At 65.6% G+C, this 24,963-nt stretch carries 24 protein-coding genes and 1 pseudogene; 17 read left to right on the top strand and 8 right to left on the bottom strand.

Annotation, left to right across the window (positions count from 1 at the left end; all coding sequences use genetic code 11):
• Positions 1-34: 34 nt before the first annotated feature.
• Positions 35-853, top strand: a complete 819-nt coding sequence (locus HUW43_RS14530) for a Coq4 family protein (protein ID WP_188238072.1) — start codon at positions 35-37, stop codon at positions 851-853.
• 4 nt (positions 854-857) lie between these two features.
• On the opposite strand, the gene HUW43_RS14535 is transcribed toward HUW43_RS14530, so the two are convergent.
• The 3 genes from HUW43_RS14535 to HUW43_RS14545 all read right to left on the bottom strand — a co-directional run bounded on the left by HUW43_RS14535 (position 858) and on the right by HUW43_RS14545 (position 4,386).
• The gene (locus HUW43_RS14535) at positions 858-1,604 is read right to left on the bottom strand and encodes a DUF72 domain-containing protein (RefSeq protein WP_188238073.1); all 747 of its coding nucleotides are present in this window, start codon (positions 1,602-1,604) and stop codon (positions 858-860) included.
• A 155-nt stretch (positions 1,605-1,759) separates the two neighbouring features.
• Complete coding sequence (purL, locus tag HUW43_RS14540) at positions 1,760-4,003, bottom strand: phosphoribosylformylglycinamidine synthase subunit PurL (RefSeq protein WP_188238074.1); 2,244 nt, start codon at positions 4,001-4,003, stop codon at positions 1,760-1,762.
• Positions 4,004-4,089: 86 nt separating this feature from the next.
• A complete protein-coding gene (locus HUW43_RS14545; RefSeq protein WP_188238075.1) occupies positions 4,090-4,386 on the bottom strand; it encodes a hypothetical protein in 297 nt (98 codons plus the stop codon).
• A gap of 247 nt (positions 4,387-4,633) precedes the next feature.
• Here HUW43_RS14545 and HUW43_RS14550 point away from each other — a divergent pair, with 247 nt between their 5' ends.
• The 5 genes from HUW43_RS14550 to queA all read left to right on the top strand — a co-directional run bounded on the left by HUW43_RS14550 (position 4,634) and on the right by queA (position 8,204).
• Entirely contained in the window at positions 4,634-4,897 is a 264-nt protein-coding gene (locus HUW43_RS14550; protein WP_188238076.1) for an exodeoxyribonuclease VII small subunit, read from the top strand.
• A gap of 6 nt (positions 4,898-4,903) precedes the next feature.
• The gene (locus tag HUW43_RS14555; RefSeq protein WP_188238077.1) at positions 4,904-5,824 is read left to right on the top strand and encodes a polyprenyl synthetase family protein; all 921 of its coding nucleotides are present in this window, start codon (positions 4,904-4,906) and stop codon (positions 5,822-5,824) included.
• Complete coding sequence (gene coaD, locus HUW43_RS14560) at positions 5,824-6,330, top strand: pantetheine-phosphate adenylyltransferase (protein WP_188238078.1); 507 nt, start codon at positions 5,824-5,826, stop codon at positions 6,328-6,330. Before HUW43_RS14555 ends, coaD begins: the two co-directional genes overlap by 1 nt.
• An 86-nt stretch (positions 6,331-6,416) precedes the next feature.
• Positions 6,417-7,133 carry a peptidylprolyl isomerase gene (locus HUW43_RS14565; protein WP_188238079.1) on the top strand — a complete coding sequence of 239 codons (717 nt, stop codon included), beginning with the start codon at positions 6,417-6,419 and terminating at the stop codon, positions 7,131-7,133.
• A gap of 24 nt (positions 7,134-7,157) precedes the next feature.
• Complete coding sequence (gene queA, locus HUW43_RS14570) at positions 7,158-8,204, top strand: tRNA preQ1(34) S-adenosylmethionine ribosyltransferase-isomerase QueA (protein WP_188238080.1); 1,047 nt, start codon at positions 7,158-7,160, stop codon at positions 8,202-8,204.
• Between the two features lie 147 nt (positions 8,205-8,351).
• On the opposite strand, the pseudogene HUW43_RS16040 reads toward queA, so the two are convergent.
• A pseudogene (locus HUW43_RS16040) lies at positions 8,352-8,513 on the bottom strand (MerR family DNA-binding transcriptional regulator); the annotation flags it as partial.
• Positions 8,514-8,705: 192 nt separating this feature from the next.
• On the opposite strand from HUW43_RS16040, the gene HUW43_RS14580 reads away from it, so the two are divergent.
• The 3 genes from HUW43_RS14580 (at position 8,706) to tgt (ending at position 12,654) form a co-directional block, all read left to right on the top strand.
• Positions 8,706-10,895: an EAL domain-containing protein gene (locus HUW43_RS14580; protein WP_188238081.1), complete on the top strand. Its 2,190-nt coding sequence runs from the start codon at positions 8,706-8,708 to the stop codon at positions 10,893-10,895.
• Between the two features lie 63 nt (positions 10,896-10,958).
• Positions 10,959-11,447, top strand: a complete 489-nt coding sequence (locus tag HUW43_RS14585) for a hemerythrin domain-containing protein (protein WP_188238082.1) — start codon at positions 10,959-10,961, stop codon at positions 11,445-11,447.
• Between the two features lie 79 nt (positions 11,448-11,526).
• Positions 11,527-12,654 (top strand): tRNA guanosine(34) transglycosylase Tgt, encoded by a 1,128-nt coding sequence (gene tgt, locus HUW43_RS14590; RefSeq protein ID WP_188238083.1) that lies wholly within the window; start codon positions 11,527-11,529, stop codon positions 12,652-12,654.
• On the opposite strand, the gene HUW43_RS14595 is transcribed toward tgt, so the two are convergent.
• A complete protein-coding gene (locus tag HUW43_RS14595) occupies positions 12,655-12,759 on the bottom strand; it encodes a NepR family anti-sigma factor (protein WP_188238084.1) in 105 nt (34 codons plus the stop codon).
• Between the two features lie 278 nt (positions 12,760-13,037).
• Here HUW43_RS14595 and HUW43_RS14600 point away from each other — a divergent pair, with 278 nt between their 5' ends.
• The 7 genes from HUW43_RS14600 (at position 13,038) to xth (ending at position 20,093) form a co-directional block, all read left to right on the top strand.
• Complete coding sequence (locus HUW43_RS14600) at positions 13,038-13,832, top strand: response regulator (RefSeq protein WP_188238085.1); 795 nt, start codon at positions 13,038-13,040, stop codon at positions 13,830-13,832.
• Between the two features lie 98 nt (positions 13,833-13,930).
• Positions 13,931-16,648, top strand: coding sequence for a bifunctional [glutamine synthetase] adenylyltransferase/[glutamine synthetase]-adenylyl-L-tyrosine phosphorylase (locus tag HUW43_RS14605; RefSeq protein WP_188238086.1), 2,718 nt, complete (start codon positions 13,931-13,933; stop codon positions 16,646-16,648).
• Entirely contained in the window at positions 16,645-17,106 is a 462-nt protein-coding gene (locus tag HUW43_RS14610) for a peroxiredoxin (RefSeq protein ID WP_188238087.1), read from the top strand. The genes HUW43_RS14605 and HUW43_RS14610 overlap by 4 nt, the downstream gene beginning before the upstream one ends.
• A complete protein-coding gene (locus HUW43_RS14615; RefSeq protein ID WP_188238088.1) occupies positions 17,106-17,897 on the top strand; it encodes a ferritin-like domain-containing protein in 792 nt (263 codons plus the stop codon). The genes HUW43_RS14610 and HUW43_RS14615 overlap by 1 nt, the downstream gene beginning before the upstream one ends.
• Before the next feature lie 142 nt (positions 17,898-18,039).
• A complete protein-coding gene (locus HUW43_RS14620) occupies positions 18,040-18,714 on the top strand; it encodes a M23 family metallopeptidase (protein WP_223181562.1) in 675 nt (224 codons plus the stop codon).
• Positions 18,715-18,813: 99 nt separating this feature from the next.
• Positions 18,814-19,155 (top strand): iron-sulfur cluster insertion protein ErpA, encoded by a 342-nt coding sequence (gene erpA, locus HUW43_RS14625; protein WP_188238240.1) that lies wholly within the window; start codon positions 18,814-18,816, stop codon positions 19,153-19,155.
• Between the two features lie 167 nt (positions 19,156-19,322).
• On the top strand, positions 19,323-20,093 hold the full coding sequence (xth, locus tag HUW43_RS14630; RefSeq protein ID WP_188238090.1) for an exodeoxyribonuclease III: 771 nt from the start codon (positions 19,323-19,325) through the stop codon (positions 20,091-20,093).
• 3 nt (positions 20,094-20,096) lie between these two features.
• Here xth and HUW43_RS14635 read toward each other — a convergent pair whose 3' ends face one another.
• Positions 20,097-21,266: an N-acetyltransferase gene (locus tag HUW43_RS14635; RefSeq protein ID WP_188238091.1), complete on the bottom strand. Its 1,170-nt coding sequence runs from the start codon at positions 21,264-21,266 to the stop codon at positions 20,097-20,099.
• A gap of 117 nt (positions 21,267-21,383) precedes the next feature.
• Here HUW43_RS14635 and HUW43_RS14640 point away from each other — a divergent pair, with 117 nt between their 5' ends.
• Positions 21,384-22,490: a fatty acid desaturase family protein gene (locus HUW43_RS14640; protein ID WP_188238092.1), complete on the top strand. Its 1,107-nt coding sequence runs from the start codon at positions 21,384-21,386 to the stop codon at positions 22,488-22,490.
• Positions 22,491-22,625: 135 nt separating this feature from the next.
• Here HUW43_RS14640 and lptG read toward each other — a convergent pair whose 3' ends face one another.
• Positions 22,626-23,726 carry an LPS export ABC transporter permease LptG gene (gene lptG / locus HUW43_RS14645; RefSeq protein WP_188238093.1) on the bottom strand — a complete coding sequence of 367 codons (1,101 nt, stop codon included), beginning with the start codon at positions 23,724-23,726 and terminating at the stop codon, positions 22,626-22,628.
• Entirely contained in the window at positions 23,726-24,934 is a 1,209-nt protein-coding gene (gene lptF / locus HUW43_RS14650; protein WP_188238094.1) for an LPS export ABC transporter permease LptF, read from the bottom strand. Before lptF ends, lptG begins: the two co-directional genes overlap by 1 nt.
• Positions 24,935-24,963 lie beyond the last annotated feature (29 nt).

Consider the following 24,963-nt stretch of genomic DNA (forward strand, 5'->3'; position numbering starts at 1 on the left):
TGGGCGGCGCAAGGATTCGCTACAGAGGTTCGCCATGCCCAGCTTCCCGCTCTCCCATCCCGACCGCGTCGACGGCGGTTTTCGCCCGCTCAGGGCGTGGCGCCATTTCCGCCGGCTCATCGCCGACAAGGAAGACACCGAACAGGTGTTCCACATCATCGAATCGCTGCGTGACAAGCGCTTCGGCAAGGCGGCGGAGGCCTTTTTCGCCACCGCAGAGGGGCGCAAGCAGCTTGCCGAGCGACCCTATCTGCCCGCGATGCTCGACGACCATGACACGCTGCGCAAGCTGCCCGAAGGCAGCGTCGGGCGCGCCTATGTCGACTTCATGGAGCGCGAGGGGCTGACCGCGCAGGGGCTGGTCGACGAGTTCGACAAGTTTCGCCGCGGCCAGCCGCGCTATGACGATATGCTGGAGCTATACGGCAACCGGCTGCGCGACACGCACGACCTGTTTCACATTCTCACCGGTTACGGTCGCGACGCGCTCGGCGAACAATGCGTGCTCGCCTTTTCCTACAGCCAGACCCCGAGCTGGGGGACGCTGTTCATCGCCTGGGCCGGCGCGCGCGAAATCCGCAAGGGGTTCGGCAACCGCTATCCCATCTATGGCGCGGTGCGTGAGGGCCAGCGTATCGGCCGCGCCGCGCAGCAAATTGCGCACCAGAATATCGAGGCGCTGCTCGCCGAACCGCTCGACGCCGCGCGGCAGCGGCTGCGGATCGCGGAGCCCAGGCTTTACAAACAGGTCCACGCGATGATGCGCGCCGACGGCATCGACCCCTATGACCTGCTGGGGAAAAAGGCCGCCGAAGCGGCGTCGGCGCCCGCGCCGCTCGCGCAGGCGGCCTGACCGGTCAGTTACCGGCGCCCAGCCGCGCGATCATCGCCTGCGCCGCGGCGGGATTGCGGACCTTGGCGCCTGCGATGAAGAAGAGGAAGACGTCGCGGCCGCCCGCGGCCCAGTCGCGCGCGCGCTGTGTCCAATGGTCGAGCGCCGCCGCATCATAGCCGGTTTCGACCTCCTCGCGGCTGCGCTGGAGCCGCGCGTAGGTGAAATCGGCGGTCTGCTCGTCGATGCACGGAAACTCGTCGCTGTCGGCGTAAACGACCGCCATGTTGCGTGTCCGCAGAAGGTCGAGGAAAGCGGGATCGCGGAAGCTTTCGTGCCGCACCTCGATCGCGTGGCGTAAGCGAAGGCCGTCCCGGCTGTCGGGCAGCAGGTCGAGGAAGCCCGCAAAATCGTCGCGGTCGAACGTCTTGGTCGCCATGAACTGCCAGTGGATCGGGCCGAGCCGGTCGCCGAGGCGCGTGATGCCCTGGGCGAGAAATCGTTCGATCGAGGCGGCGCCGTCGCTGAGCCGCTTGCGGTTGGTACAAAAACGTGACGCCTTGACGCTGAACCTGAAGCCATCGGGAACCGACGCTGCCCAATTGGCGAAGCTTTCGGGTTTCTGGCTGCCATAATAGGTGCCGTTGATCTCGATGCCGGTCAGATGCCGGCCGGCATATTCAAGCTCGCGTTTCTGCGGATGTCCGGGCGGGTAGAAGGTGCCGCGCCACGGTTCATAGGTCCAGCCACCGACGCCGACGTGGATGGTCATTGGCTTATTCCCCCTGGCAATCCCGACTCCGCGCGTGCCGAGCTTGTCGAAGCACCGCTCGTTCTTCGCAATGGCTAAAGACAGAACGGCCCTTGGACAAGCTCAGGGCGAATGGTTTATGACGGATTGGCCAGCGTTTCGGGCCCCCGCGACGCTCACGCCAACGCCGCGTCGGCGCCCATCAGCTTCGGGAAAAAGCCTTCGTGCGCCGCGCGCATTTCGGCAAGCGTTACCTGGTGGTCGCTGTCGGGCAATTCAAAGACGATGCGATCCTTGATCGTGCGGCCCAGCGGGTCGACCGGCACGTCGGCACGGTTCGCGGCATCGAGGAAATCGGCAAGGCAGGTGTCGCACACGGTGACGAGATACAGGCCCTGATCCTCGCCGAAAAAGCTTTCGGCGATGCCGAAGGGCTGTTCTTCGCTGACCAGCACGCCGATGTTCGATGCGAGCGCCATTTCGGCGAGCGCGACGGCGACGCCGCCATCGGAGACGTCGTGGCAGGCGGTGATCCAGCCTTGGTTGATGCTCTTGCGGATGAAATCGCCTGTGCGCTTTTCGGCGCGCAGATCGACAGGCGGCGGCGGGCCTTCCTCGCGGCCGTGGATTTCGCGCAGCCAGATCGACTGGCCAAGATGGCCCATGCGTTCGCCGACCGCGAGGACGATGTCGCCCGTGCGCCTGAAACCGATGCCGACCGCCCTGGTCAGATCGTCGATCACGCCAACGCCGCCAATCGCGGGGGTTGGCAGGATCGCGCTGCCGCCGCCGGTCGCCTTGCTTTCATTATAGAGGCTGACATTGCCTGACACGATCGGATAGTCGAGCGCGCGGCACGCCTCTGCCATGCCCTCCAGACAGCCGACGATCTGTCCCATTATTTCGGGGCGCTGCGGATTGGCGAAATTGAGGCAGTTTGTGATCGCGAGCGGCGTCGCGCCGACCGCGGTGATGTTGCGCCAGGTTTCCGCGACCGCCTGGCGACCGCCCTCGACCGGGTCGGCATGGCAATAGCGCGGGGTGCAGTCGGTCGACATGGCGAGCGCGCGGTTCGTCCCGTGGATGCGGACGAGCGCGGCGTCGCCGCCGGTCTGCACCGTGTCGGCGCCGACCTGGCTGTCATATTGTTCCCAGATCCAGCGGCGGCTGGCGATGTCGGGGGAACCCATCAAGGTCTTGAGGTCGGCGGCGACGTCCTTCGTTTCGGGCACATCGGTCAACGGCGCCCGCTTCGGGGTCGGGACGTGCGGCCGGTCATAAAGCGGTGCGTCGTCGGCGAGCGGGGCGAGCGGAATGTCGCAGACGATCTCCCCCCCGTGTTCGAGCACCATGCGCCCGGTATCGGTGACGGTGCCGATGACCGCGAAGTCGAGCTCCCATTTTTTGAAGATCGCCTTCGCAAACTCTTCCTTGCCGGGCTTCAGGACCATGAGCATGCGTTCCTGGCTTTCCGACAGCATCATCTCATAGGCGGTCATGCCGGTTTCGCGCTGCGGCACGTCGTCCATCCTGAGGTGGATGCCGACACCGCCCTTCGACGCCATCTCGACCGACGAGCTGGTCAGCCCCGCGGCGCCCATGTCCTGGATCGCGACGATCGCGTCCGACGCCATCAGTTCGAGGCACGCTTCGATCAGCAGCTTTTCGGTAAAGGGGTCGCCGACCTGCACCGTCGGGCGCTTTTCTTCGGCATCTTCGCCGAAGTCGGCCGACGCCATCGTCGCGCCGTGGATGCCGTCGCGCCCGGTTTTCGAACCGACATAGACGATCGGATTGCCGACGCCGGATGCGGCCGAATAGAAGATCCTGTCCTGTTCGGCGACGCCGACGGTCATCGCGTTGACGAGGATATTGCCGTCATAGGCCTTGTGGAAATTGACTTCGCCGCCGACCGTCGGCACGCCGACGCAATTGCCATAGCCCCCGATGCCGTGGACGACGCCGGCGATCAGGTGGCGCATCTTCGGATGGTCGGGACGGCCAAAGCGCAGCGCGTTGAGATTGGCAACCGGTCGCGCGCCCATGGTGAAAACGTCGCGCAGGATGCCGCCGACGCCCGTGGCCGCGCCCTGATAGGGCTCGATGTAGCTTGGGTGGTTGTGGCTCTCCATCTTGAAGATGGCGGCGAGCTTCTTGCCGTCCGGCCCTTCGCCGATGTCGATGACCCCCGCATTTTCGCCGGGGCCGCAGATCACCCACGGCGCCTCGGTCGGCAGTTTCTTGAGGTGAATGCGCGAGCTTTTGTAGCTGCAATGCTCGGACCACATGACCGAGAAGATGCCGAGTTCGACGAGATTCGGTTCGCGCCCGATCGCGGCGACGATGCGCTCATATTCTTGTGGCGAAAGCCCGTGCTCGGCGACGATTTCGGGGGTGATGGCGGGCGCTGGCTGAGTCATGGCGCGCCTTTAGCGGCACGCGCGCGAAACGAACAGACCCCATATCGCCTTTTTGGGCGACCGGGGCCTGCCGTGGCAGAGCGATGTCAGCGCGAAGCGAGCCGGGTCCTGTCGGTCGCCAGCGGCTCGACCTCGCGGAGCGGGAAGCTCACCTGCTGCGACCCCACGGTGCCGCGAACGCGATGCGCGCCGACGCGCAGCACGAACGGCTTGCCGGTGCGTTCCTCGATGCCTTTGATCACGCGCGTGCCGCCGACCTGGGTGACGGTGTAGCTGTAGGTGGCGCCATCATGCTGGAAACGCTTGACCGCTTCGTCCTTGGCCAGCGCCGCGGTGGGCGCCAGCGCGAGCAGGCCGAGGGCGGGGAGGATGATGGTTTTCATGGTGCAAGTCCTTGTTGATGGAACAAAACTTGCCTTCGAGCCCCTCTCATATTGTGCGGTGCAGCATGACTCGCGCGGTGCGCCGATGCAATTGCAAAAAGCGGAATCGCGATTGCGCGACGGCAGCTCCCCCCCCCAAGCGGATGCGGCTGCAACAGGATCGGGGGCGACTGGACCCACGGCGATCATCGGGGGCAGCGACTCGCCGCCCTTGACCGAGAGGGGGCGAAGAGGCCAAAGCTGTGGCATGACGGACACCACCGAAACCGCTGCCCTTTCCGATATTGCCGCGCTGTCGTTCGAAGCCGCGATGGGCGAGCTTGAAACGATCGTCCGGCGGCTCGAAAGCGGCGACGTCAGCCTGGAGGAATCGGTCAGCCTCTATGAGCGCGGCCACGCGCTGCGCAGCCATTGCGAGGCGCGGCTTGCCGCGGCGCAGGCACGGATCGAGCAGGTCAGCCTGGCCGCCGATGGTCGGCCGGCGGGAACCACGCCTTTCGGCGAGGGCTGAGCGGTCGTGGCGTCGGCAGGCGGCGAAAATGCGCGCGGCGCCACGCTGCTCCGCGCGACCCAGGCCGAAGTCGCCGAGGGCATCGACGCGCTGTTCGACAAATGGCTTGCCGTCCCCGCCGACCCGCGCGGGCCGCTGTACGAAGCGATGCGCTATGCGGCGATTGCGGGGGGCAAAAGATTGCGTCCTCTGCTGGTGCGCGCCGCCGGCGACCTGTTCCACGTCGACCGGGCGCTGACGCTGCGCGTCGGCGCAGCGGTCGAGGCAATGCACGTCTATTCGCTGATCCACGACGATCTGCCGTGCATGGACGATGACGATATGCGCCGCGGCAAGCCCACGGTGCACCGGGCCTATGGCGAAGCGACCGCGGTGCTGGCGGGCGATTCGCTTCACGCGCTGGCCTTTGAATGGCTGTGCGACCCGGCGACGAGCGCCGATCCCTTCGTGCGCGGCGAGCTGTGCTGCGAACTCGCGCGCGCCGCGGGTCCGGGAGGAATGGCGGGCGGGCAGATGATGGATCTGGCCGCCGAAACCGCGGATTTCGACCTGCCGACGGTGACGCGGCTGCAACAGCTCAAGACAGGCGCGCTGATCGCCTTTTCGGTCGAGGCGGGGGCGATCCTGGCGCGCATCCCGGTCGAGGGCCGCCGACCGCTGCGCGGCTATGCGCGCGACATCGGCCTCGCGTTCCAGATCGCCGACGACATCATGGATGTCGAGGGCGACGAGGCGCTGGCGGGCAAGGCGCTGCACAAGGATGAAGCCGCGGGCAAGGCGACCTTTGTGACGCTGATGGGACTCGAACGTGCGCGCGACCAGGCGACATTGCTCGTCGAACAGGCGATCGCCCATCTCGGCGGCTTTGGCGAGGAAGCGGCCCTGCTTCGCGCGATCGCGCGCTATGTCGTGGAAAGGGACCGATAATGCGGGTGGGAGTTTATCCGGGGACGTTCGATCCGATCACGCTCGGCCATATGGACATCATCCGGCGCGGGGCCAAGCTGGTCGACCGGCTGGTGATCGGGGTGACGACCAACATCACCAAATCGCCGATGTTTGACGATGACGAACGCATCGCGATGGTGAAACGCGAGGTGGCGTCGATCGAGGGCGACATTCAGGTCGTCGGTTTCAACTCGCTGCTGATGGACTTTGCGACGCGCGAGGGCGCGACGGTCATCGTCCGGGGACTGCGCGCGGTCGCCGACTTTGAATATGAATATCAGATGGCGGGCATGAACCAGCAGCTTAACGACCGTATCGAAACGGTCTTCCTGATGGCCGACGTCTGCTTGCAGCCCATCGCTTCGCGGCTGGTCAAGGAAATCGCGATCTTCGGCGGCGAGATCCACAAATTCGTGACGCCTGCTGTCTGCGACGCGGTTGTCGCGCGCATCGCCGAACGCGGATTGCGTCAGGGCGAAGATTGACGCCAATCATTGAGCGTTCATATTTTTCCCGCTAGGGGAACGCCCGACGGGGCGCATGATCCGATTATCCAAGAGGCCGATCCAGCATGACATTTTTCTTCCGCCCCATGATTTTCACGGCGATGGCGTTCGGTCTGGCGACTGCGGCGGTGGCGCAGGACGCGTCGCCGCCCGCCGCGACGGGCGAGGCAGCGCCTGCGGCAGAAGCGCCCGCGGCCCCGGCGATGACGCCCGACCAATATCTGAACAACCCCGAATATATGCTCAACCTCGACCTTTCGACCGGCGGCCGGGTGGTGATCCAGCTCTATCCCCATGTCGCGCCGAACCATGTCGAGCGCGTGAAGCAGCTCGCGCGCGCCGGTTTTTATGACGGTGTCAAGTTTCACCGCGTGATCGACGGCTTTATGGCGCAGACGGGCGATCCGACCGCGACGGGGCAGGGCGGATCGCAGCTTCCCGACCTCAAGGCCGAATTCAATGCCGTTCCGCACCTGCGCGGCACGGTGTCGATGGCGCGCGCGCAGAGCGAGGACAGCGCGAACAGCCAGTTCTTCATCATGTTCCAGCCGCGCTTCTCGCTCGACCGCCGCTACACCGTCTTCGGCCGCGTGGTGTCGGGGATGCAATATGTCGACGCGATTCAGAAGGGCGAGCCGCCCGCCGTGATGTCGCGCATGGTCCAGGTGTCGGTCGCCGCCGACAACAAGCCGGTCCCGCCGGCCTCGATGCTCACCGAAGCGCAGCCCGCGGCGTCGGCTGAGGTGACCGTCGACGAGCTTAACGCGCCGATCGCGCAATAATCGCGGAAGGGCGCGCGAACCGCCATGCGCGTCGATGCCTTCGATTTCGATCTGCCCAGCGAGCGCATCGCGCTCCGCCCCGCACGCCCGCGCGATGCGGCGCGGATGCTGGTTGTCGACGGCCGCGCAATCGTCGATGCCGGGGTCCGCAACCTGCCGCAATGGCTGCGGCCCGGCGACTGCCTGGTGTTCAACGACACGCGCGTGATTCCGGCGCAGCTCGAAGGGCGTCGCGGCGACGCGAAGATTGGCGCGACCTTGCACAAGCGCATCGACCTGCGCCGCTGGCAGGCGTTTGTGCGCAACGCCAAGCGGCTGCGCGTCGGCGAGACGATCGATTTCGGTTCGGGAGTCGCCGCGCTGGCCGAGGAACGGCTGGCCGACGGCAGCTTCGTCCTCGCCTTTGCCGGCGACGAGCCGGTCGAGCTGCTGCTCGAACGCGCGGGGACGATGCCGCTGCCGCCCTATATCGCCGGCAAGCGCGGCGCCGACGAGGCCGACCGCGTCGATTACCAGACGATGTTCGCGCGCGAAGATGGCGCGGTCGCGGCGCCGACCGCGGCGCTGCATTTTACCCCCGAACTGCTTGCGGCGCTGGCGACGGCCGGGATCGCGACCGAGACGCTGACCCTCCATGTCGGCGCAGGCACCTTCCTGCCGGTCAAGGCCGACGACACCGATGATCATGTCATGCACGCCGAATGGGGGCGGATCGACGCTGCCACCGCGGCGCGGCTCAATGCGCTGCGTGCCGCGGGCGGCCGGGTGATCGCGGTCGGAACGACCAGCCTGCGGCTGCTCGAAAGCGCCGCCCGCGACGATGGCACCATCGCATCCTTTGCGGGCGACACGTCGATATTCATCACCCCTGGCTATCGTTTCAAGGCGATCGACGGGCTGATGACCAATTTCCACCTGCCGCGCTCGACGCTCTTCATGCTGGTGAGCGCGCTGATGGGGCTGGAGACGATGCAGGCGGCCTATGCCCATGCCATCGCCGCCGAATATCGTTTCTACAGCTATGGCGACGCCAGCCTTCTTTTGCCGCCTCAAAGCGACCGTTCGGCGTAGCTGGACGAGGCCCTGATACTGCGCGATCCGGCGCTGAAGCGCGGCGCGGTGCCCGCGCGGCGCGGCGAGCAGGTCGAAGGCGGGATCGTCGAGCACGGCGCCAATCTCCGCCAGCGGCATAGCGCGCTTGCGGTAAAAGAGGATTTGCTGGCGCCGCAGCTGCTCCTCTTTCCCATAATAGCGATAGCCGTTGGCGCCCACATGCGCCGGCCTGAGCAGGCCCACCGCATCATGATGATGCAGCGTCCGGGCGCTGACCCCCGCGGCTTTGGCAAGCTGCTTGACGGTTCGCACATGCTGTCTCCTCATCACCCGCCACCCTGTCGGGGATGACGCCGCTCGCGCGCGACGTGCAGCCGCTGGAGCCGGCGGATAACGGTCCACACGGCCGCAAACTTTCCTTCCTGTCGCGGTTTGGAACAAACACTTAGATATTTACTCTCTGGCAAGGGATTGTCGGCATAGCGGCCGGATTGGGCACCACACCGAAGAGTTTATCTGATGGACATGCCATCGCGGATCGCGCCTGGGGATCAAGGCGATCACCGCGCCGACGAAGGGCAGCGCGGTTTTTTTGGCCGGATCGGGTCGCGCGCAGCGCGGCCGCGCGGCGACGCCGCGGCGAACCTGCAAACGCGTGAGGCGCTGCTCCTCCTCCAGAATTACGAAGAAAGCGGGCGCGGCTGGTTCTGGTCGACGGATACTGACGGACGCCTGACATATATCACCGATCCGGTGGCGCGGACCATGGGACGTTCGGCGACGGCGCTGCTCGGCACCCCCTTTACGGATTTGTTCCTGGCCGCCGACAGCCATGGCGAGCGTCAGCGCACCTTGCCCTTTCTGCTCACGCGCCAGTCGAAGTTCGACGACCTGCCGCTCCGCGGCGCGTTCGAGGGCGATGATCGCTGGTGGGCGATATCGGGGCGGCCGCAATATGATGCCGGCGGCAAGTTCACGGGCTATCGGGGCAGCGGCACCGACATCACCGCGCAGCGCCGTTCCGCCGAGGATGCGTCGCGGCTTGCGCTCTATGATTCGCTGACCGGCCTCGCCAACCGCTTCAACATCTCGAAAAGGCTCGACGCGACGCTTGCCGCCTTTGCACAGCAGCAGCGCCCGTGCGCGATCATGCTGCTCGATCTTGATCGTTTCAAACAGGTCAACGACACGCTCGGTCACCCGGCGGGCGACGCGCTGCTCAAACAGGTGGCCGAACGGCTGCTCAAGATCGTCGGCGACAAGCAAATGGTCAGCCGCCTCGGCGGCGACGAGTTCCAGATCATCCTTCCCGACGTGGAGGATCGCGGCAAGCTGGGCGACATGGCGGCCGACATCATCGCCAGCCTGTCGCAACCCTATTCGGTGGACGGCAGCCGCTGCATCATCGGCGCTTCCGTCGGCATCGCGATCGCGCCGTTCGACGGGCAGAGCAGCGACGATCTGGTCCGCAACGCCGACCTCGCTCTCTATGCCGCCAAGGGCAATGGCCGCGGACGCTTCGCCTTTTATTCGAGCGACCTGCATCGGGCGGCCGAGGACCGCAGGGTGCTTGAGGAAGATCTGCGCGATGCGCTGGCGCGCGGGGAGATTGCGCTCGCTTACCAGCCGGTCGTCAATACCAGGACGAACATGGTCACCGGGGTCGAGGCGCTGATCCGCTGGATGCACCGCGACCGCGGCGCCATATCGCCCGCGCTGTTCATCCCGATCGCCGAAGAGGCCAACCTGATCTGGCCGCTCGGCGAATGGGTGCTGAGGAAGGCGTGCGAGGACGCCGCAAGCTGGCCTGCCGACATGCGCGTGGCAGTCAATGTTTCGCCGATCCAGTTCGCGAACCCCGAACTGCCAGCGGTCGTCGCGAAGGCACTTGCGGCGAGCGGATTGCCGCCCGACCGGCTCGAACTCGAAATCACCGAAAGCGTCTTCCTTGGCGACACCGCGGAAACGAACCGGATGTTCAACGCGCTGAAGGGGCTGGGGGTGCGGCTTGCGCTCGACGATTTCGGCACCGGTTATTCGTCGCTCGGCTACCTGCAATCGGCGCCGTTCGACAAGATCAAGATCGACCAGAGTTTCGTACGCGGCGCGACCGAAAAGGGGTCACGCAACGGCGCGATCATCGCGGCGATCGTCGCGCTGGCCGAGGCGCTCGATATGGAAACCACCGCCGAGGGCATCGAATCGCTCGATCAGCTCGAACTTGTTCGCAAGCTTAACGTCAGCCATGTTCAGGGCTATGTCTACAGCCAGCCGGTGCCGTCGGCCGACCTCGTCCGCCATGGCGAAGAAGGGACGTGGACGATCAAGCCGTCTGGCCCCGCGCGCCAGCGCAACGGCCGTTTTTCGATGTTCCGCAAAGTGTCGGCGATTCACGACAATCACCGCTATCCGGTCGTCATCCGCAACCTGTCGGCGACCGGCGCCTTCATCGAGGGCATTCTGGACGTTCCCATCGGCACGCGCTTCGTCATCGATTTCGGCGAGGGGCAGCTGGTCACCGCGACCGTGCGCCGGTCGACGAAGCATCAGCAGGGGATCGAGTTCGAACAGACGATGGTGAGCGACGGCAATGGCGGGCTTTGCACCCGCCACCGCGTCTCGCCTTATCTGATCGCGGCCGCGACGCAGCAGACGAGCGCGCTCGCGCTGCCGGCCTTCACAACGACGAGCGACTGGAAAGCCGCCTGAGACCGGAACCGCACGCGCGGCGCTTCGTTCTGTCTTCGACCCGATCAACGGACGGAGACGACGATGGCTGAAACCAAAATCTTCGCGCGGCTGAAGGCCGACCACGACCGCCACCGCGAATTGCTCGACCGCATCGACGCGACGAAAGGCGACAGCGACGCGCGCCGCACGCTGTTCGAGGCGTTCCGCGTCGAAGTGACGGCGCACGCCGCGTCGGAGGAAATGTCGCTCTATGCGACGATGCTCGCCGACCCCGACCTGCGCGACGAAGCGCAGCACAGCGTCGCCGAGCACAAGGAGATCGAGGATTTCCTGACCGAATTATATGAGATGGATTTTGGATCGAGCGGCTGGCTGACGCGCTTCCGGACGATGAAGGACCGCTATCTCCACCACATCGACGAGGAAGAGGAAGTGATGTTCCCCGCGGCGGCGAAGGGTTTGTCCGACGCGCGCAAAAAGGAACTGATCGAGATTTTCGAGAGGGAGAAACCCAGGGAAAAGGCAAAGGCCGCCGTTGAGGAGCCGTCAAGCGAACACGCGCGGGATTAGCAGGCCCGCCCGTCGTCATCCCGGCGAAGGCTGGGGGCACCCTCGACTTTCCGCGGCTTCCCGGCCATAGGCGCGCGCCATGACGACAAGATTCGCCTTTTCCATTGCCGCGACCGACGGCGCCGCGCGCGCCGGCACGATCGTCATGCAGCGTGGCGAAATCCGCACCCCGGCCTTCATGCCCGTCGGCACGGCGGCAACGGTGAAGGCGATGCGCCCGGCCGAGGTGCGCGCGGCGGGCGCCGACATCATCCTTGGCAACACCTATCATCTGATGTTGCGTCCCGGGGCCGAGCGCATGGCGCGGCTCGGCGGGCTTCACGCCTTCATGGGCTGGGACCGCCCAATCCTGACCGACAGCGGCGGTTATCAGGTGATGAGCCTGTCGGCGCTGACCAGGCAGAGCGAAGAGGGCGTCGCATTCAAGAGCCATCTCGACGGATCGCGCCACATGCTTACCCCCGAACGATCGATGGAAATCCAGCGGCTGCTCGGCAGCGACATCGTGATGGCTTTCGACGAATGCCCGCCCGCCGGGGTCGACGCCCGGCGCGCCGAGGCGAGCATGGAGCGCTCGATGCGCTGGGCCGCGCGCAGTCGCGCGGGCTTCGATGCCGGCGAGGATCACGCGGCGCGGTCGGCCTTGTTCGGCATTCAGCAGGGGTCGCTCGACGAAAAACTGCGCGCGCGCTCGGCGGCCGCGCTCATCGACATCGGCTTCGACGGCTATGCGATCGGCGGGCTCGCGGTGGGCGAGGGGCAGGAAGCGATGTTCGGGGTGCTCGACTTTGCGCCCGCCCAGTTGCCCGCGGACAAGCCGCGCTACCTAATGGGCGTCGGCAAGCCCGACGATCTGGTGGGTGCGGTCGCGCGCGGGGTCGACATGTTCGATTGCGTGCTGCCGACGCGGTCGGGACGCAATGGGCAGGCCTTTACCTGGGACGGTCCGCTCAATATCCGCAACGCGAAGTTCGCGGAGGATCGGGGGCCGCTCGATGCGTCATGCGGCTGTCCGGTGTGCACGACCTGGTCGCGCGCCTATCTGCATCATCTTGTCCGCGCTGGCGAAATGCTGGGCGCGATGCTGATGACGCAGCATAATATCCATTTCTATCAGCATCTGATGCAGGCGATGCGCGATGCCATCGCCGTCGGCGGCTTCGCTTCCTTTCAGTCCGAATTCGCCGCGCGCTATCGCCGGGTCTGATCAGTCGAGTTTGCCGAGCAGATCGAGCAGCGATTGCGGAATCGCCTCCTCGACGGTCGATTCATAGGCCCGGCGCAGAGCGCCATTGACGTCCGTCCCCTTCATGGACGGTTTTTTACCGGCGCCCTTACCGGCTGTCTCGCCACGCGGCGACCCGGTTTTAGGCGTCATTATAAATGCATCCGCTCGACATGGGGCCTTTTGCTAACGGCGCGCGCGCCAAAGAGCAATGGCGCGTTTGTTTCTTTCCCATGAAACCATTTTCGCGCTAAATCGTTCCCGCAAGTTGAAATATGTCGGATGCGCGGGGGGGATTGGGCCGTCCATCTGTCCCTGGTTCGGACAATCTGTCCGCAGCCTGCGCGGCTTTCAGGAGGTCATTTATGTCATTGGGTCAGTCGATTGCGCCGCATCTTCCCTATCTGCGACGCTATGGCCGGGCCATTTCCGGAAGCCAGCGAAACGGCGATGCGCTTGTGGCCCGAATGCTCGAAACGCTTGTCGCGCATCCCGAAGCGATCGATCCCGATGGCGATCTGCGCATCCAGCTATACCGGATGGTGCATGACAATTTCGGCCTGATGGCCGATCGGGCCGCGCCCGAGGGCGAGGCGGGGCGGAGCGACATGGCCATCGCCGACGCGCGGCTGCGCCGCATTCCCTCGCTTGCGCGGCAGGCCTTGCTGCTCACCGCGGTCGAAGGTTTCAGCGTCGAGGACACCGGCCGCATCATTGGCCGCGACGCCGACGCGGTGCGCGCGCTGATCGACGATGCGACCGACGAAATCGACCGCCAGACGCGTGCGCGCATCCTGATTATCGAGGACGAACCGATCATCGCGATGGACATTGAAATGATCGTCCGCGACCTGGGGCACGATGTCGTCGCCGTCGCAACCACACATGCCGAAGCGGTCGCCGAAGCGCAGAAGCACCAGCCGGGCCTTGTGCTCGCCGACATCCAGCTTGCCGACAATAGTTCGGGGATCGAAGCGGTGCAGGAAATCCTGTCGGATGTGAAATTGCCCGTCATCTTCATCACCGCCTTTCCCGAACGGCTGCTCACCGGGGATCGTCCCGAACCGGCCTTCCTGCTGACCAAGCCCTATCAGCCCGCGACGCTGCGCGCGGCGATCTCGCAGGTCTTGTTCTTTGACGAAAATACGGTCCCGGCCTGAGGCCGGCCGAACCGAACCAATTCGTCATTGCTTCCCTTCGCCCGCCACGACGGGGTAGGGGTTGCTACCGCATCAGCGGCGGGCGATAGCGGCTTTCGATGACAATCCCCGACCTTTCCAGCCGCCAATCGGCGCTTGACCGGCTCACGGCGCACGCGCCGTTTCTGGCGCGGCTGGCCCAGCTCAATCCCGACGATATCGCGCGCTTCCTTGCCGATGGCACCGATTCCGCGCTCGCCGCGGTGGCGCCGCCCGCGGTCGATGACGACATCATGCGCGCGCTTCGCCGGTGGCGCGGGCGGATCGCGCTGCTGCTTGCGCTCGGCGACCTGTCGGGCGAGCATGATGTGCGAACGACGACGCGCCTCTTGTCCGATTTCGCCGATCGCGCCTGCGATACCGCGCTCGCCGCGGCCTTTGCCGAGCGCATGCCCGGCGCCGAACCGCGCGGGCTGTCGGTGATCGCGCTCGGCAAGCTCGGCAGCCACGAACTCAACTATTCGTCGGACATCGACCCGATCCTGATCTTCGACCCCGAAACGCTGCCGCGCCGGTCGCGCGACGACCCTGACGAGGCGGCGGTGCGGATTGCGCGGCGGATGGTCGAGATTTTGTCGGCGCGCACCGCCGACGGCCATGTGCTGCGCGTCGACCTGCGCCTTCGCCCGCATCCCGAAGTGACGCCGATCGTGCTGCCCGAAAGCGCCGCCATCTCCTATTATGAATCCGAAGCGCTGGCGTGGGAGCAGGCGGCGTTCATCCGCAGCCGCGCCTCGGCGGGCGATCGCGCACTGGGGGGGCATTTCCTGTCGGCGATCCAGCCCTTCATCTGGCGCCGCAGCCTCGATTTCCGGCAGCTGAAGGAAATCGGCGCGATGAGCGACCGCATCCGCGACCATTTCGCGCAGGGACAGGCGTTTGGCCCCGGCTATGACCTGAAGCGCGGCCGCGGCGGCATCCGCGAGATCGAGTTTTTTGCGCAGGTCCACCAGCTTATCTATGGCGGTCGCGATCTGTCGCTGCGCGCGCCCGCAACGGTCGATGCGCTCGCGGCGCTCGCCGCGGCGGGACGGATCGAGAGCGATGTCGCGGCGCGGCTTTCGGACCATTATGCGACGCTCCGCCGCATCGAGCACCGGCTCCAGATGGTCGAGGATCAGCAGACGCATTGCTTGCCGATACAGGCGGCGGCGCTGGACGGCGTTGCGCGCCTCGACGGGTTGGCCGACGGCGCCGCGCTGCTCGCCGCGCTGGAACCGGTCAGCGCGGACGTTGCGGCCTGTTACGACCGGCTGGTCGTCGAACGCGCGGCGACGACTGGCCTGCCGCGCGACGATGGCGCGCTGGCGGGCCACCTGGCGGCCGCGGGGTTTGATCCGCCCGACGCGGCGCTTCGCACGATTGCCGAGTGGCGCGGCGGCAAGCTGCGCGCGCTGCGCAGCCCGGCGGCGCTCGAGGCGCTGGAAACGGTGCTGCCCGAACTCGTCCGCGCGATTGGCGCCGCGCCCGATCCGCAGGCGACGTTGATGCGTTTCGACAAGCTCGTCGCGGGACTGCCGAGCGCGGTGGGCTTTTTTCACCTGCTCGCGGCGCAGCCCCAACTCGCGAAGATCGCGACGCGCATCCTCTCGCTCGCGCCAACGCTCGCCGACGCGCTCGGCGCGCGCGTCGAGCTGATCGAGGGGCTGATCGACAAGCGGGCGTTCGAGGCGCCCGCGACCAAGGCCGACCTGCTCGCCGAATGGGCGCCGGGACTGGCAGGGCTCGACTATGAACGCTTGCTCGACCGCGTGCGCGATCGCGTTGGCGAGCGGCGCTTTGCCTATGGGGTCCAGCTGATCGCCGGGGCGAACGACCCGCTCGCCATCGCCTGCGGCTATTCGGAACTGGCCGAAGCGGCGTTGCAAGTGCTTGCCGACGCGACCGTCGCCGAATTTGTCGAGGCGCACGGGCGGGTGCCGGGGAGCGAGCTGGTCGTGCTCGCGCTTGGGCGGCTCGGCGGGCGTGCGCTCACCCACGCCTCCGACCTCGACCTTATCTATCTTTTCACGGGCGATCATCTCGCCGAATCGGACGGGCCGCGCCCGCTGGGCGCGACGACCTATTACAACCGCCTTGCACAGCGTGTGACCGCGGCGATGTCGGTGCCGACCGCGGCGGGCAAGCTATATGACGTCGACACGCGCCTCCGTCCGCAAGGCGCGCAGGGGCCGCTCGTCGTCACGCTCGACAGCTTTGCGCGCTACCAGCGCGAGGAGGCGTGGACGTGGGAGCATATGGCGTTGCTGCGCGCGCGGCCGGTTTACGGATCGGACGCGGCGCGCGCCGAGCTGCAACGCATTATCGACGATCTGCTCGCCCAGCCGCGCGACCGCGATACCGTGGCGAACGACGCGGCGGCGATGCGCGACAGGATCGCCGCGCACAAGCCGGCGCAGGGGCCGCTCGACATCAAGGGCGGTCCCGGCGGGCTCGTGGATCTGGAGTTCGCGATGCAGGTGATTCAGCTTGCGACCGGGCGCTGCCACGATCCCAATATCGGGTCGGCGCTCGCCTGCATGAAGGTCGAGGGGCTGGCGCCACCGGCCATCTGCGACGCGCACGGCCTGCTTGCGCGGATGCTTGTGATGCTGCGCCTCACCGCGCCCGACGGGGAACCCGCGACCGCCGCCGCGCGTCAGCTGGTCGCCAGCCAGTGCGGCGAGCCCGGCTGGCCGCAGCTGCTTGCCGCGCACGACGCGGCGCGGCAGGAGATTGCGACCTGGTGGGCCGCGATTCGGCCCGCCGCCCCCGCTGAGCAGGAGGAACAGCCATGATCGCGATCGGCGACCCCATACCCGATGTAAAGCTTCTGAGCGCCGACGGCGCGGCGATCGACCTTGCCGCGATGAAGGGCGCGCCGCTGGTCGTCTATTTCTATCCCAAGGCCGATACGCCGGGCTGCACCACCGAGGCGCAGGATTTCACCCGTCTCGCGCCCGATTTTGCGCATCTGAACGCGCAGCTGCTCGCTGTGTCGCGCGACGCGCCCGCAAAGCTCTGCAAGTTCCGCGACAAATATGGCCTGACCGTCCGCCTTGCGTCGGACGAGGACGGCGCCGTGTGCGAAGCCTTTGGCACCTGGGTCGAAAAGCAGAATTACGGCCGCACCTATATGGGCATCGAACGTTCGACCTTCCTCTTCGACCGCGACGGCAAGCTGGCGAAAGAATGGCGCAAGGTGCGCGTGAAGGGCCATGCCGACGCGGTGCTGGGGGCGGCGAAGGCGCTTTGATGACTACGCTTGGCGAAGCCGCGCGCGCGGTGCTGTTGACCGCCGACCCGCACGGCAAGCGCCGCGCCGCGCGCAGCCTGGCGCGCGCCTGGCGGCGCGGCGAACTTGCGCACCGCTGCGACGTGCCGATGCCCGACCGGCCCGCCTGGCCCGCGCGGCCCGAACTGCTTGCACCCGCGCAAATGCCGCGCCGCCGCAAGGGCGGGTCGGAACGCGGACGCATCGCGATGCTGCACGCGCTCGCGCATATCGAATTCGTCGCGATCGACCTCGCGATCGACCTGATCGGGCGTTTCGGCGGCGAATTTCCGCGCGGCTTCGTCGACGACTGGATCGGCGTCGCCGCCGACGAGGCGATGCACTTTGCGCTGCTCGACCGGCGGCTGCGCCAGCTCGGCAGCTTTTACGGCGACTTGCCCGCGCACGCCGGATTGTGGGAAGCGGCCGAAGCGACGCGCGACGATGCCCTCGCGCGGCTTGCGATCGTGCCGATGGTGCTGGAAGCGCGCGGGCTGGACGTCACCCCGGCGACGGTCGATCGCTTCCGCGCTGTCGGCGATGAGGCGTCGGCAAGGATTTTATCGCGCATTTACAGTGATGAAATCCGCCATGTGCGCGCGGGCACCGGCTGGTTCCGGCAAAAGTGCGACGAAATGGGATTCAACGCCGTCGAAACGTGGCAGGCGCTCGTGAAATCGCGGTTTCGGGGGGCTTTGAAGCCGCCGTTCAACGACTCGGCGCGTGCTCGCGCCGGTTTAACGCAAGAATACTACGCCGTTATTGCTTCCTAAGGATGGGGACAGCACACAGGCTTCCGCGGGGGATGAGCAATCGTCCAGAGCAAAGTTACCGGCACCAAGGCCCAGTTTCGGACTTTGGCGACATGGCAAACGCGGGGTCGTTGTTTTGACTAACATTCTACTGGCGCAAAAGTTGCATCACGTCGCAATTTTCTGTGCAGCAGCCTGTTTCGCAACGGCCACCCCGGCCGTTCACGCCGCCGAAACCAGTGCCGATGCAGGCATCGTCGTTCCCGACGAACCCGATGACGACAGCTTCGCCGCGGGCGTGCCCTCGGTCGGCGAGGACAGCGAGGCGCGCGCGATCTTTCAGGCGTGGAAACGTCTCGACACCGGGCTGACGGCCTCGATCGGCGTGGCGGTGCCCTCGCGCCGTCCGATCGACCAGATGTCGCTCTCCTCCTCTTACGGGATGCGCGTGCACCCGATCACCGGCAAGGTTGCACGCCACAATGGCATCGACATTCCGGCGCCGCACGGCACACCGATCTATGCCACTGCCGACGGCATCGTCGGCCGCGCCCAGCGCCTCGGCGGCTATGGCAATTATGTCGAAATCGAACATGGCCATGCGATACAGACGCGCTACGGCCATATGTCGTCCTTTATCGTGCGCCCCGGTCAGCAGGTGAAGAAGGGCGAAATCATCGGTTATGTCGGCTCGACGGGTCGCTCGACCGGCAACCACCTCCATTATGAAGTCCGCATCGAGGGCGCACCGGTCAACCCGATGCCCTTCGTTCGTTCGGACCAGATGGCGATCGCCGCGATCACCGGCAAGAATGTCGCGATGGGCGGACCCGAATAAGAATCCAACAAGAGCTTTCCTGGGTCGGAGAGGAGGGGCGCGCCGCGGCTGATGCCGGGGCGCCCTTTTCTTTTGGGCGCGACGCCCTATCTTGGCGCCATGGCCACGCAGATTTCCGACATCACGCTGTCGCCCGCCGCTGCGGCGCGCGTCCGCTGGATTGCCGACCGCAAGGGCGAAGCGCAGGCGGCGCTGCGCCTGTCGGTCGACGGCGGCGGTTGTTCGGGCTTCACCTATCGCTTCGGCCTCGCCGAACGCATCGACGCCGATGACATCGTCACCGAAACCGACGGGGTGAAGCTGGTCGTCGATCCGGTCAGCATCGACCTGGTGCGCGGCTGCACCGTCGATTTCGTCGATTCGCTCGGCGGATCGTCCTTCAAGGTCGAAAATCCCAACGCGGCCTCAGGCTGCGGCTGCGGGTCCAGTTTCGCGATCTAAGGCATAACCTTTCCTGTTTCGTCATGCTGAACTCGTTTCAGCTTCCAGTGCCTGCGCCCTCCCAAAAGAGCAGCATTGGCGGACAGGGTTCGGCCATCGACGCTGACACCGGTTCAGGGTGACGAAGGGGCTGTGATCGCTGTCGGCTTGCTGGCATAGGTGCGGGCATGAAAATCGCGACCTTCAATATCAACGGGATCAAGGCCCGCCTGCCGCGCCTCGTCGAATGGCTCGAGCAAACGCAGCCCGACGTCGCCTGCCTGCAGGAACTGAAATCGAGCGACGACACGATGCCGACCCAGGAGATCGAGGCGGCGGGGTACGGCTTCCTCTATCACGGGCAGAAAGGCTTTAATGGCGTCGCGATCCTCGCGAGAGGGGCGAATCCCGTCGAGGTCCAGCGCGGCCTTGCGGGCGAGGAGGCGGACGATCAGTCGCGTTATCTGGAGGCCGACGTTCACGGCATCCGCGTCGCGTCGATATATCTTCCCAACGGCAATCCGCAGCCGGGGCCGAAATTCGATTACAAGCTGCGCTGGATGGCGCGGCTGCGCGAGCGCGCGAAGGCACTGCTAGCAGCTGAAATGCCGACGATTCTTGCCGGGGATTACAACGTTATCCCGCACGACGACGATGTCTGGGATCCCCGCGCGATGGCGACCGACGCGCTGATGCAGCCCGAATCGCGCGACGCCTGGTTCCGCCTGCTTGGCGATGGTTGGACCGACGCGCTGCGCAGCCGTCATCCGGCGGGGCATGTCTGGACCTATTGGGACTATCAGGCGGGGGCGTGGCAGCGCGACCACGGGTTTCGCATCGATCATCTGCTGCTCAGCCCGGCGCTTGCCGACCGGCTGGTCGATGCGGGCGTCGACAAGGATCATCGCGGCCGCGAAAAGGCGAGCGACCACGCGCCGACCTGGGTGCGGCTGTCCTGATTTTCAGGTCAGCATCTTGTCGTAAATCTGATACACGCGGTTGACGCGGGCATTGATCGCGGCGGCGACCGCGTTCATCCCCTGATTGTCGTCGAGAACCCAGCCGATGTCGCCCTCTTCGGCGCCATAATCGCGCACCGCGTCGCGGCGGATGAACTCGATCATCATGAAGGCCAGCGTGCTCGCCATTCGGCTGTTCTGCAATTTTTTGACCACACCCATCAACGGCACACGCAGGCGCCGGCTCCTGGGTTTGCGCAGCCACCAGAGCAGCCGCGCCCAGTTAAAGGGCAGCAGCGATCCGTCCATGTCGATGAGAAGCTGGTTGATGTCGGGCAGCACGATCATGAAAGCCACCGGCTCGCCGTCGAGTTCGGCGACGCGGATCAGATCCTCGAAGACGATATCCTTCAGTTTTTTGCCGATATAGGCGATCTCGCTGTCGGTGAGCGGCACGAAACCCCAATTGTCCGACCAGGCATCGTTGAGGATGCCCATGATCAGCCGCGCTTCGGCGTCGAACTGCCGTTTGTCGACGCGGCGGATGCGGATGCGCTCGTTTTTCTCGCCCGCGGCGACGATGCGGTTCACCAGCGGCGGAAAGCCATCGGCGATGTCGACCGCGAAGTTTCGCAGCTGCTTGACCGGACGATAACCCGCGGCTTCGATCCAGCCGCGATAGAGCGGACTGTTGTGGCCCAGCATGATCGTCGGCGGCGTCTCGAACCCCTCGATCAGCAGGCCGGGTTCGTCCCAGATCGAAATCGACAACGGGCCGAGCGCGCGCGTCATGCCCTGGGCGCGCAGCCAGTCCTCGGCCGCGGCGATCAGCGCCGCGGTGCTTTCTTCATCCTCGGCCTCGATCAACCCCCAATTGCCCGTGCCCGCACCCATGCCCTGTTCCACGGGCTGTGCCAGCGCCAGTTCGTCGATATGCGCCGAAATGCGTCCGACGGTGCGGCCATTGCGACGCGCAAGGAAAAACTGCGCCTTGCCATGTTCGAACCACGGATTCTTGCCGGGGGAAAGCAGGCCATAAACCTCGCCCTTCAGCGGCGGCACCCACGCCGGATCGCCGCGATTGAGCCGGAATGCCAGCTCGACGAACTCGCGCAGGTCATTCTTGTCCTTGACCGGATGGATCGTAACCGGGCCTTGGTTGTGCGCGCTCATACTGGTTTCCTGAAAAGACGCCATTATATTTGACGCGAGGCATTAGGGCATCAAAGGCGCGCTGGCGACCCGGATTCGGCCATTTTGCTGCCACGAAACTATGGTTTTGGACCCGCTATGACGACGATCAATCCCCCCGCCGATCGGGTCGCGACCCCCTTCGCGCCATCGATGCCCAAGACGCCCAAATCGGCCATCGCGGACGATATGGCGATGATCCGCGCCGCGTCAGAGCTGACGCGCGATCTGGTGCAGCCAAGCGCGCCCATCTATTGGACCGATTTTCTCGCTTCGACCTTCATCGGCTATGCCGGCATTGCGGCGGCGATCCTCGCGCCGTCGATCGCATGGGCGCTGGTTGCCGCGGCGATTGCCGTCGTCGCGCTGTATCGCGCGGGCAGTTTCATCCACGAACTCACGCATATCCGCAAGAACGCGCTGCCGGGGTTCCGTTTCGCTTGGAACCTGCTTGTCGGCGTGCCGCTGCTGATCCCGTCCTTCATGTATGAGGGCATCCACAGCCTGCACCACAACCGCACCAAATATGGCACGGTCGAGGATCCCGAATATCTGCCGCTCGCGCTGATGAAGCCGTGGACGGTGCCGCTGTTCGTCGTAGCCGCGGCCTTTGCGCCGCTCGCGCTGGTTTTCCGCTACGCGGTGCTCACCCCGCTGTCCTTGCTGATTCCGCCGCTGCGCAAGATCGTGGTGGAACGCTATTCGGGGATGATCATCAACCCGCTGTTTCGCCGCAAGGCGCCTGATGGCGATTTCCGCCGGATGTGGGCCTGGCAGGAGGGCGGCGCCTGGGCCTGGTCGACGCTGCTGATCGCCGCGGGTGTTTTCGGCTGGGTGCCGCTGCGCGCACTCGCCATCTTCGGCGCGATTGCTGCCGCGACCCTGGTGCTCAACCAGATCCGCACGCTCGTTGCGCATCTTTGGGAAAATGACGGCGAGGTGCTGACGGTGACGGGCCAGTTCCTCGACAGCGTCAACGTCCCGCCGCCGGGCCTGCTGCCCGAGTTGTGGGCGCCGGTGGGCCTGCGCTATCACGCGCTGCATCATTTGCTGCCGGGCCTGCCTTATCATTCGCTGGCAGAGGCGCATCGCCGCCTGAAAGACGCGCTGCCGTCGGATTCGCAATATCATGGCGCGAACTATGACAGCCTGCCGAAACTGGTGGCCAATCTGGTGGCGGGTTCGGCGCGGGGCAGGGCGGCATGAGCCAGCCATCACGGTTCATCCAGCCCTGCGTGACGAGCGGATATATCCAGCATTTGTCATTCCCCCCTTCGCGGGAATGACGAGTTTTCAAGGACGGGGAATGTCCACACCCGGTCGAAGGTCGATGGTCAGAACCTATTCCTCGGTCCGGATCAAGATCATCTCGCCGATCAGCGCGAACAATATGAACGGCCCCCATGCGGCAAGGAAGGGCGAATAGGCCCCCAGATCGCCCATCGCCAGCGCGAAATTGTCGGCGACGAAATAGGCGAAGCCGAGCGCCATGCCGATGATCGCGCGCACGAACAGCTTGCCCGATCGCGCCAGGCCGAATGCCGCGACCGCGCCCAGCAGCGGCATCAAAATCGCCGACAGCGGCCCCGAAATCTTGTGCCACAGCACGCCTTTCAGCGCCTCGACCGGGCGCCCCGCGGCTTCGAGATCGTCGATCGCGGCTTTCAGTTTCAGGAAGGGCAGTTCGTCGCCATCGACCTGCGCCAGCGTGAACTGGTCGGGGCGCACATCGCGCGCTGCAATGATCGTGCCCAGCTGTGCGAGCGTCCCCGACCGGCGCTCAAAGCGCCGCGCGTTCGTCAATTCCCAGCCGCCGCCGGGCAGCGCGCGCGCGCTGTCGGCCGACAGCATCGACGACAGGACGCCGCCGGTGCGTTCATAGATGGTGACGCCGCGCAGCACGACTGCCGCGCCCGCAGTCTCGACCGTTTCGGCGTTGATCAGATCGTCGCCGTCGCGAACCCAGATGTTGCTGCGCACCCCGCTGTCGGCGGGGACGCGCCGATATTCGACCTTCTGCCACGCGCTGAGCGCCGCGGTCGAGCGCGTGACGATGCGTTCATTGAAGGCAAAGCTGATCCCGGCAACCAGCAACGCGGCGAGGAACAGCGGCGCCAGCACCTGATGCGCCGACATGCCCGCGGCCTTCATCGCGACGACCTCGCTGTTCTGGTTGAGCGTCACCATCGTCAATATCGTGCCGAGCAGCACCGAAAAGGGCAGGAAAGTCTCGATAATCTGCGGCATCCGCATCCCGACATAGCGCCACACGTCGCTGTCGTCGTTGCCCGCGACGGCCAGGATCTTGCCGCTTTCGCCGAGCAGGTCGAGTGTCTGGAGGATGAGCACGAGCGCGAAGAGGATTGCGAAGGTGCGAAACAGGAACAGCCGCCCGACATAAAGCGCCATGGTGCGCGACGGAAAGAAATGAAGCTGGTGCATCAACCCCGCCTTTGCTCGCGCTGGAACAGGCGGACGAGGTCACGGACCCATCCGGCACCCTTTGCCGCGACGCGCTCGAGCGCGCCGATCGGCTGGCCGCCCGGAACATGTGCGATCGTGTAATACATCCAGATCGCAAGCGCCGCGAAGAGGAGAAAGGGCACCCAGAGCGCGATCAGCGGATCGACCGCGCCGCGCGCGCCCAGATCCTCGGCATATTGGTTGATCTTGTGCTGGGTGACGAGCAGCACGATCGACAGAAAGACGCCGAGCGAGGAGGTCGATCGTTTCGGCGGCACCGCCAGCGCGACCGCGATCAGCGGGATCAGGAACATCGACATCACTTCGACGATGCGGAAGTGGAAATTGGCGCGCGATTCGAGCCGCGTCTGTTCGCTCTGGCTGCTGTCCTTGCCGGCGACGAACAGTTCGGGGATCGTCATTTCGCGATCGGCGCCGCCGCGCAGACGGAAGGCCTCGATCTTGGGCAGCGGGATCGGCAGGTCGTGATTGTCGAAGGTCAGCACGCGCGGAACCGCGAACCTGGGCGATTCGTGGATCAATACGCCCTGCGACAGCCGCAGGATGATGGTGTCGGGATCGTCGGTGGCCAGGAACTGCCCGCGCGACGCCGTCGCCGACACGCGCTGGCCGTCGCGCTGCTCGCCGCGCACGAAAATGCCGCGCAAGCTGCGGCCCTCGTCATAGCTTTCCTCGATGCGCAGCGTCATCCGGTCGCCCAGTCTGGTGAACTCGCCGACCTTGATCGATGCGCCGAGCGCGCCCGATCGGAGCTCGAACTGCAGGCCTTCATAGGCATAGCGTGCATAGGGCTGGATGAAGCCGACGATCGCCAGGTTGAGCGCGGCAAGGCCGACCGCATAGACATAGGGCATTCGCATCAGCCGCCCGAAACTCATGCCGACGCCTTTCAGCACGTCAAGCTCGCTCGATGTCGCAAGTCTTCGGAAAGCGAGGAGAATCCCCAGCATCAGCCCGATCGGAATGCCGAGCGAAAGATATTCGGGGATCAGGTTCGCGAGCATCCGCCACACGACGCTGACCGGCCCGCCCTCGGTCGCGACGAAATCGAACAGCCGCAGCATCTTTTCGAGCACGAGCAGCATCGCCGATAGCACAAGCGTGCCGAGCATGGGGAAAAAGATGAGCCGCGCGATGTAGCGGTCGATGGCAGGCAGCTTATTCAATCTTTCGTCGCCCCATCACCATGTTTTGG

This window comes from Sphingopyxis sp. LK2115, from assembly GCF_014595975.1.
Lineage (GTDB): Bacteria > Pseudomonadota > Alphaproteobacteria > Sphingomonadales > Sphingomonadaceae > Sphingopyxis.

What these genes read in the sequence shown, in the direction of transcription:
- HUW43_RS14530 (WP_188238072.1), top strand. Translation starts at nt 35, where the DNA reads ATGCCCAGCTTCCCGCTCTCCCATCCCGACCGCGTCGACGGCGGTTTT.
- HUW43_RS14535 (WP_188238073.1), bottom strand. Translation starts at nt 1,604, where the DNA reads ATGACCATCCACGTCGGCGTCGGTGGCTGGACCTATGAACCGTGGCGC.
- purL (WP_188238074.1), bottom strand. Translation starts at nt 4,003, where the DNA reads ATGACTCAGCCAGCGCCCGCCATCACCCCCGAAATCGTCGCCGAGCAC.
- HUW43_RS14545 (WP_188238075.1), bottom strand. Translation starts at nt 4,386, where the DNA reads ATGAAAACCATCATCCTCCCCGCCCTCGGCCTGCTCGCGCTGGCGCCC.
- HUW43_RS14550 (WP_188238076.1), top strand. Translation starts at nt 4,634, where the DNA reads ATGACGGACACCACCGAAACCGCTGCCCTTTCCGATATTGCCGCGCTG.
- coaD (WP_188238078.1), top strand. Translation starts at nt 5,824, where the DNA reads ATGCGGGTGGGAGTTTATCCGGGGACGTTCGATCCGATCACGCTCGGC.
- HUW43_RS14565 (WP_188238079.1), top strand. Translation starts at nt 6,417, where the DNA reads ATGACATTTTTCTTCCGCCCCATGATTTTCACGGCGATGGCGTTCGGT.
- queA (WP_188238080.1), top strand. Translation starts at nt 7,158, where the DNA reads ATGCGCGTCGATGCCTTCGATTTCGATCTGCCCAGCGAGCGCATCGCG.
- HUW43_RS14580 (WP_188238081.1), top strand. Translation starts at nt 8,706, where the DNA reads ATGGACATGCCATCGCGGATCGCGCCTGGGGATCAAGGCGATCACCGC.
- HUW43_RS14585 (WP_188238082.1), top strand. Translation starts at nt 10,959, where the DNA reads ATGGCTGAAACCAAAATCTTCGCGCGGCTGAAGGCCGACCACGACCGC.
- tgt (WP_188238083.1), top strand. Translation starts at nt 11,527, where the DNA reads ATGACGACAAGATTCGCCTTTTCCATTGCCGCGACCGACGGCGCCGCG.
- HUW43_RS14595 (WP_188238084.1), bottom strand. Translation starts at nt 12,759, where the DNA reads ATGAAGGGGACGGACGTCAATGGCGCTCTGCGCCGGGCCTATGAATCG.
- HUW43_RS14600 (WP_188238085.1), top strand. Translation starts at nt 13,038, where the DNA reads ATGTCATTGGGTCAGTCGATTGCGCCGCATCTTCCCTATCTGCGACGC.
- HUW43_RS14605 (WP_188238086.1), top strand. Translation starts at nt 13,931, where the DNA reads ATGACAATCCCCGACCTTTCCAGCCGCCAATCGGCGCTTGACCGGCTC.
- HUW43_RS14610 (WP_188238087.1), top strand. Translation starts at nt 16,645, where the DNA reads ATGATCGCGATCGGCGACCCCATACCCGATGTAAAGCTTCTGAGCGCC.
- HUW43_RS14615 (WP_188238088.1), top strand. Translation starts at nt 17,106, where the DNA reads ATGACTACGCTTGGCGAAGCCGCGCGCGCGGTGCTGTTGACCGCCGAC.
- erpA (WP_188238240.1), top strand. Translation starts at nt 18,814, where the DNA reads ATGGCCACGCAGATTTCCGACATCACGCTGTCGCCCGCCGCTGCGGCG.
- xth (WP_188238090.1), top strand. Translation starts at nt 19,323, where the DNA reads ATGAAAATCGCGACCTTCAATATCAACGGGATCAAGGCCCGCCTGCCG.
- HUW43_RS14635 (WP_188238091.1), bottom strand. Translation starts at nt 21,266, where the DNA reads ATGAGCGCGCACAACCAAGGCCCGGTTACGATCCATCCGGTCAAGGAC.
- HUW43_RS14640 (WP_188238092.1), top strand. Translation starts at nt 21,384, where the DNA reads ATGACGACGATCAATCCCCCCGCCGATCGGGTCGCGACCCCCTTCGCG.
- lptG (WP_188238093.1), bottom strand. Translation starts at nt 23,726, where the DNA reads ATGCACCAGCTTCATTTCTTTCCGTCGCGCACCATGGCGCTTTATGTC.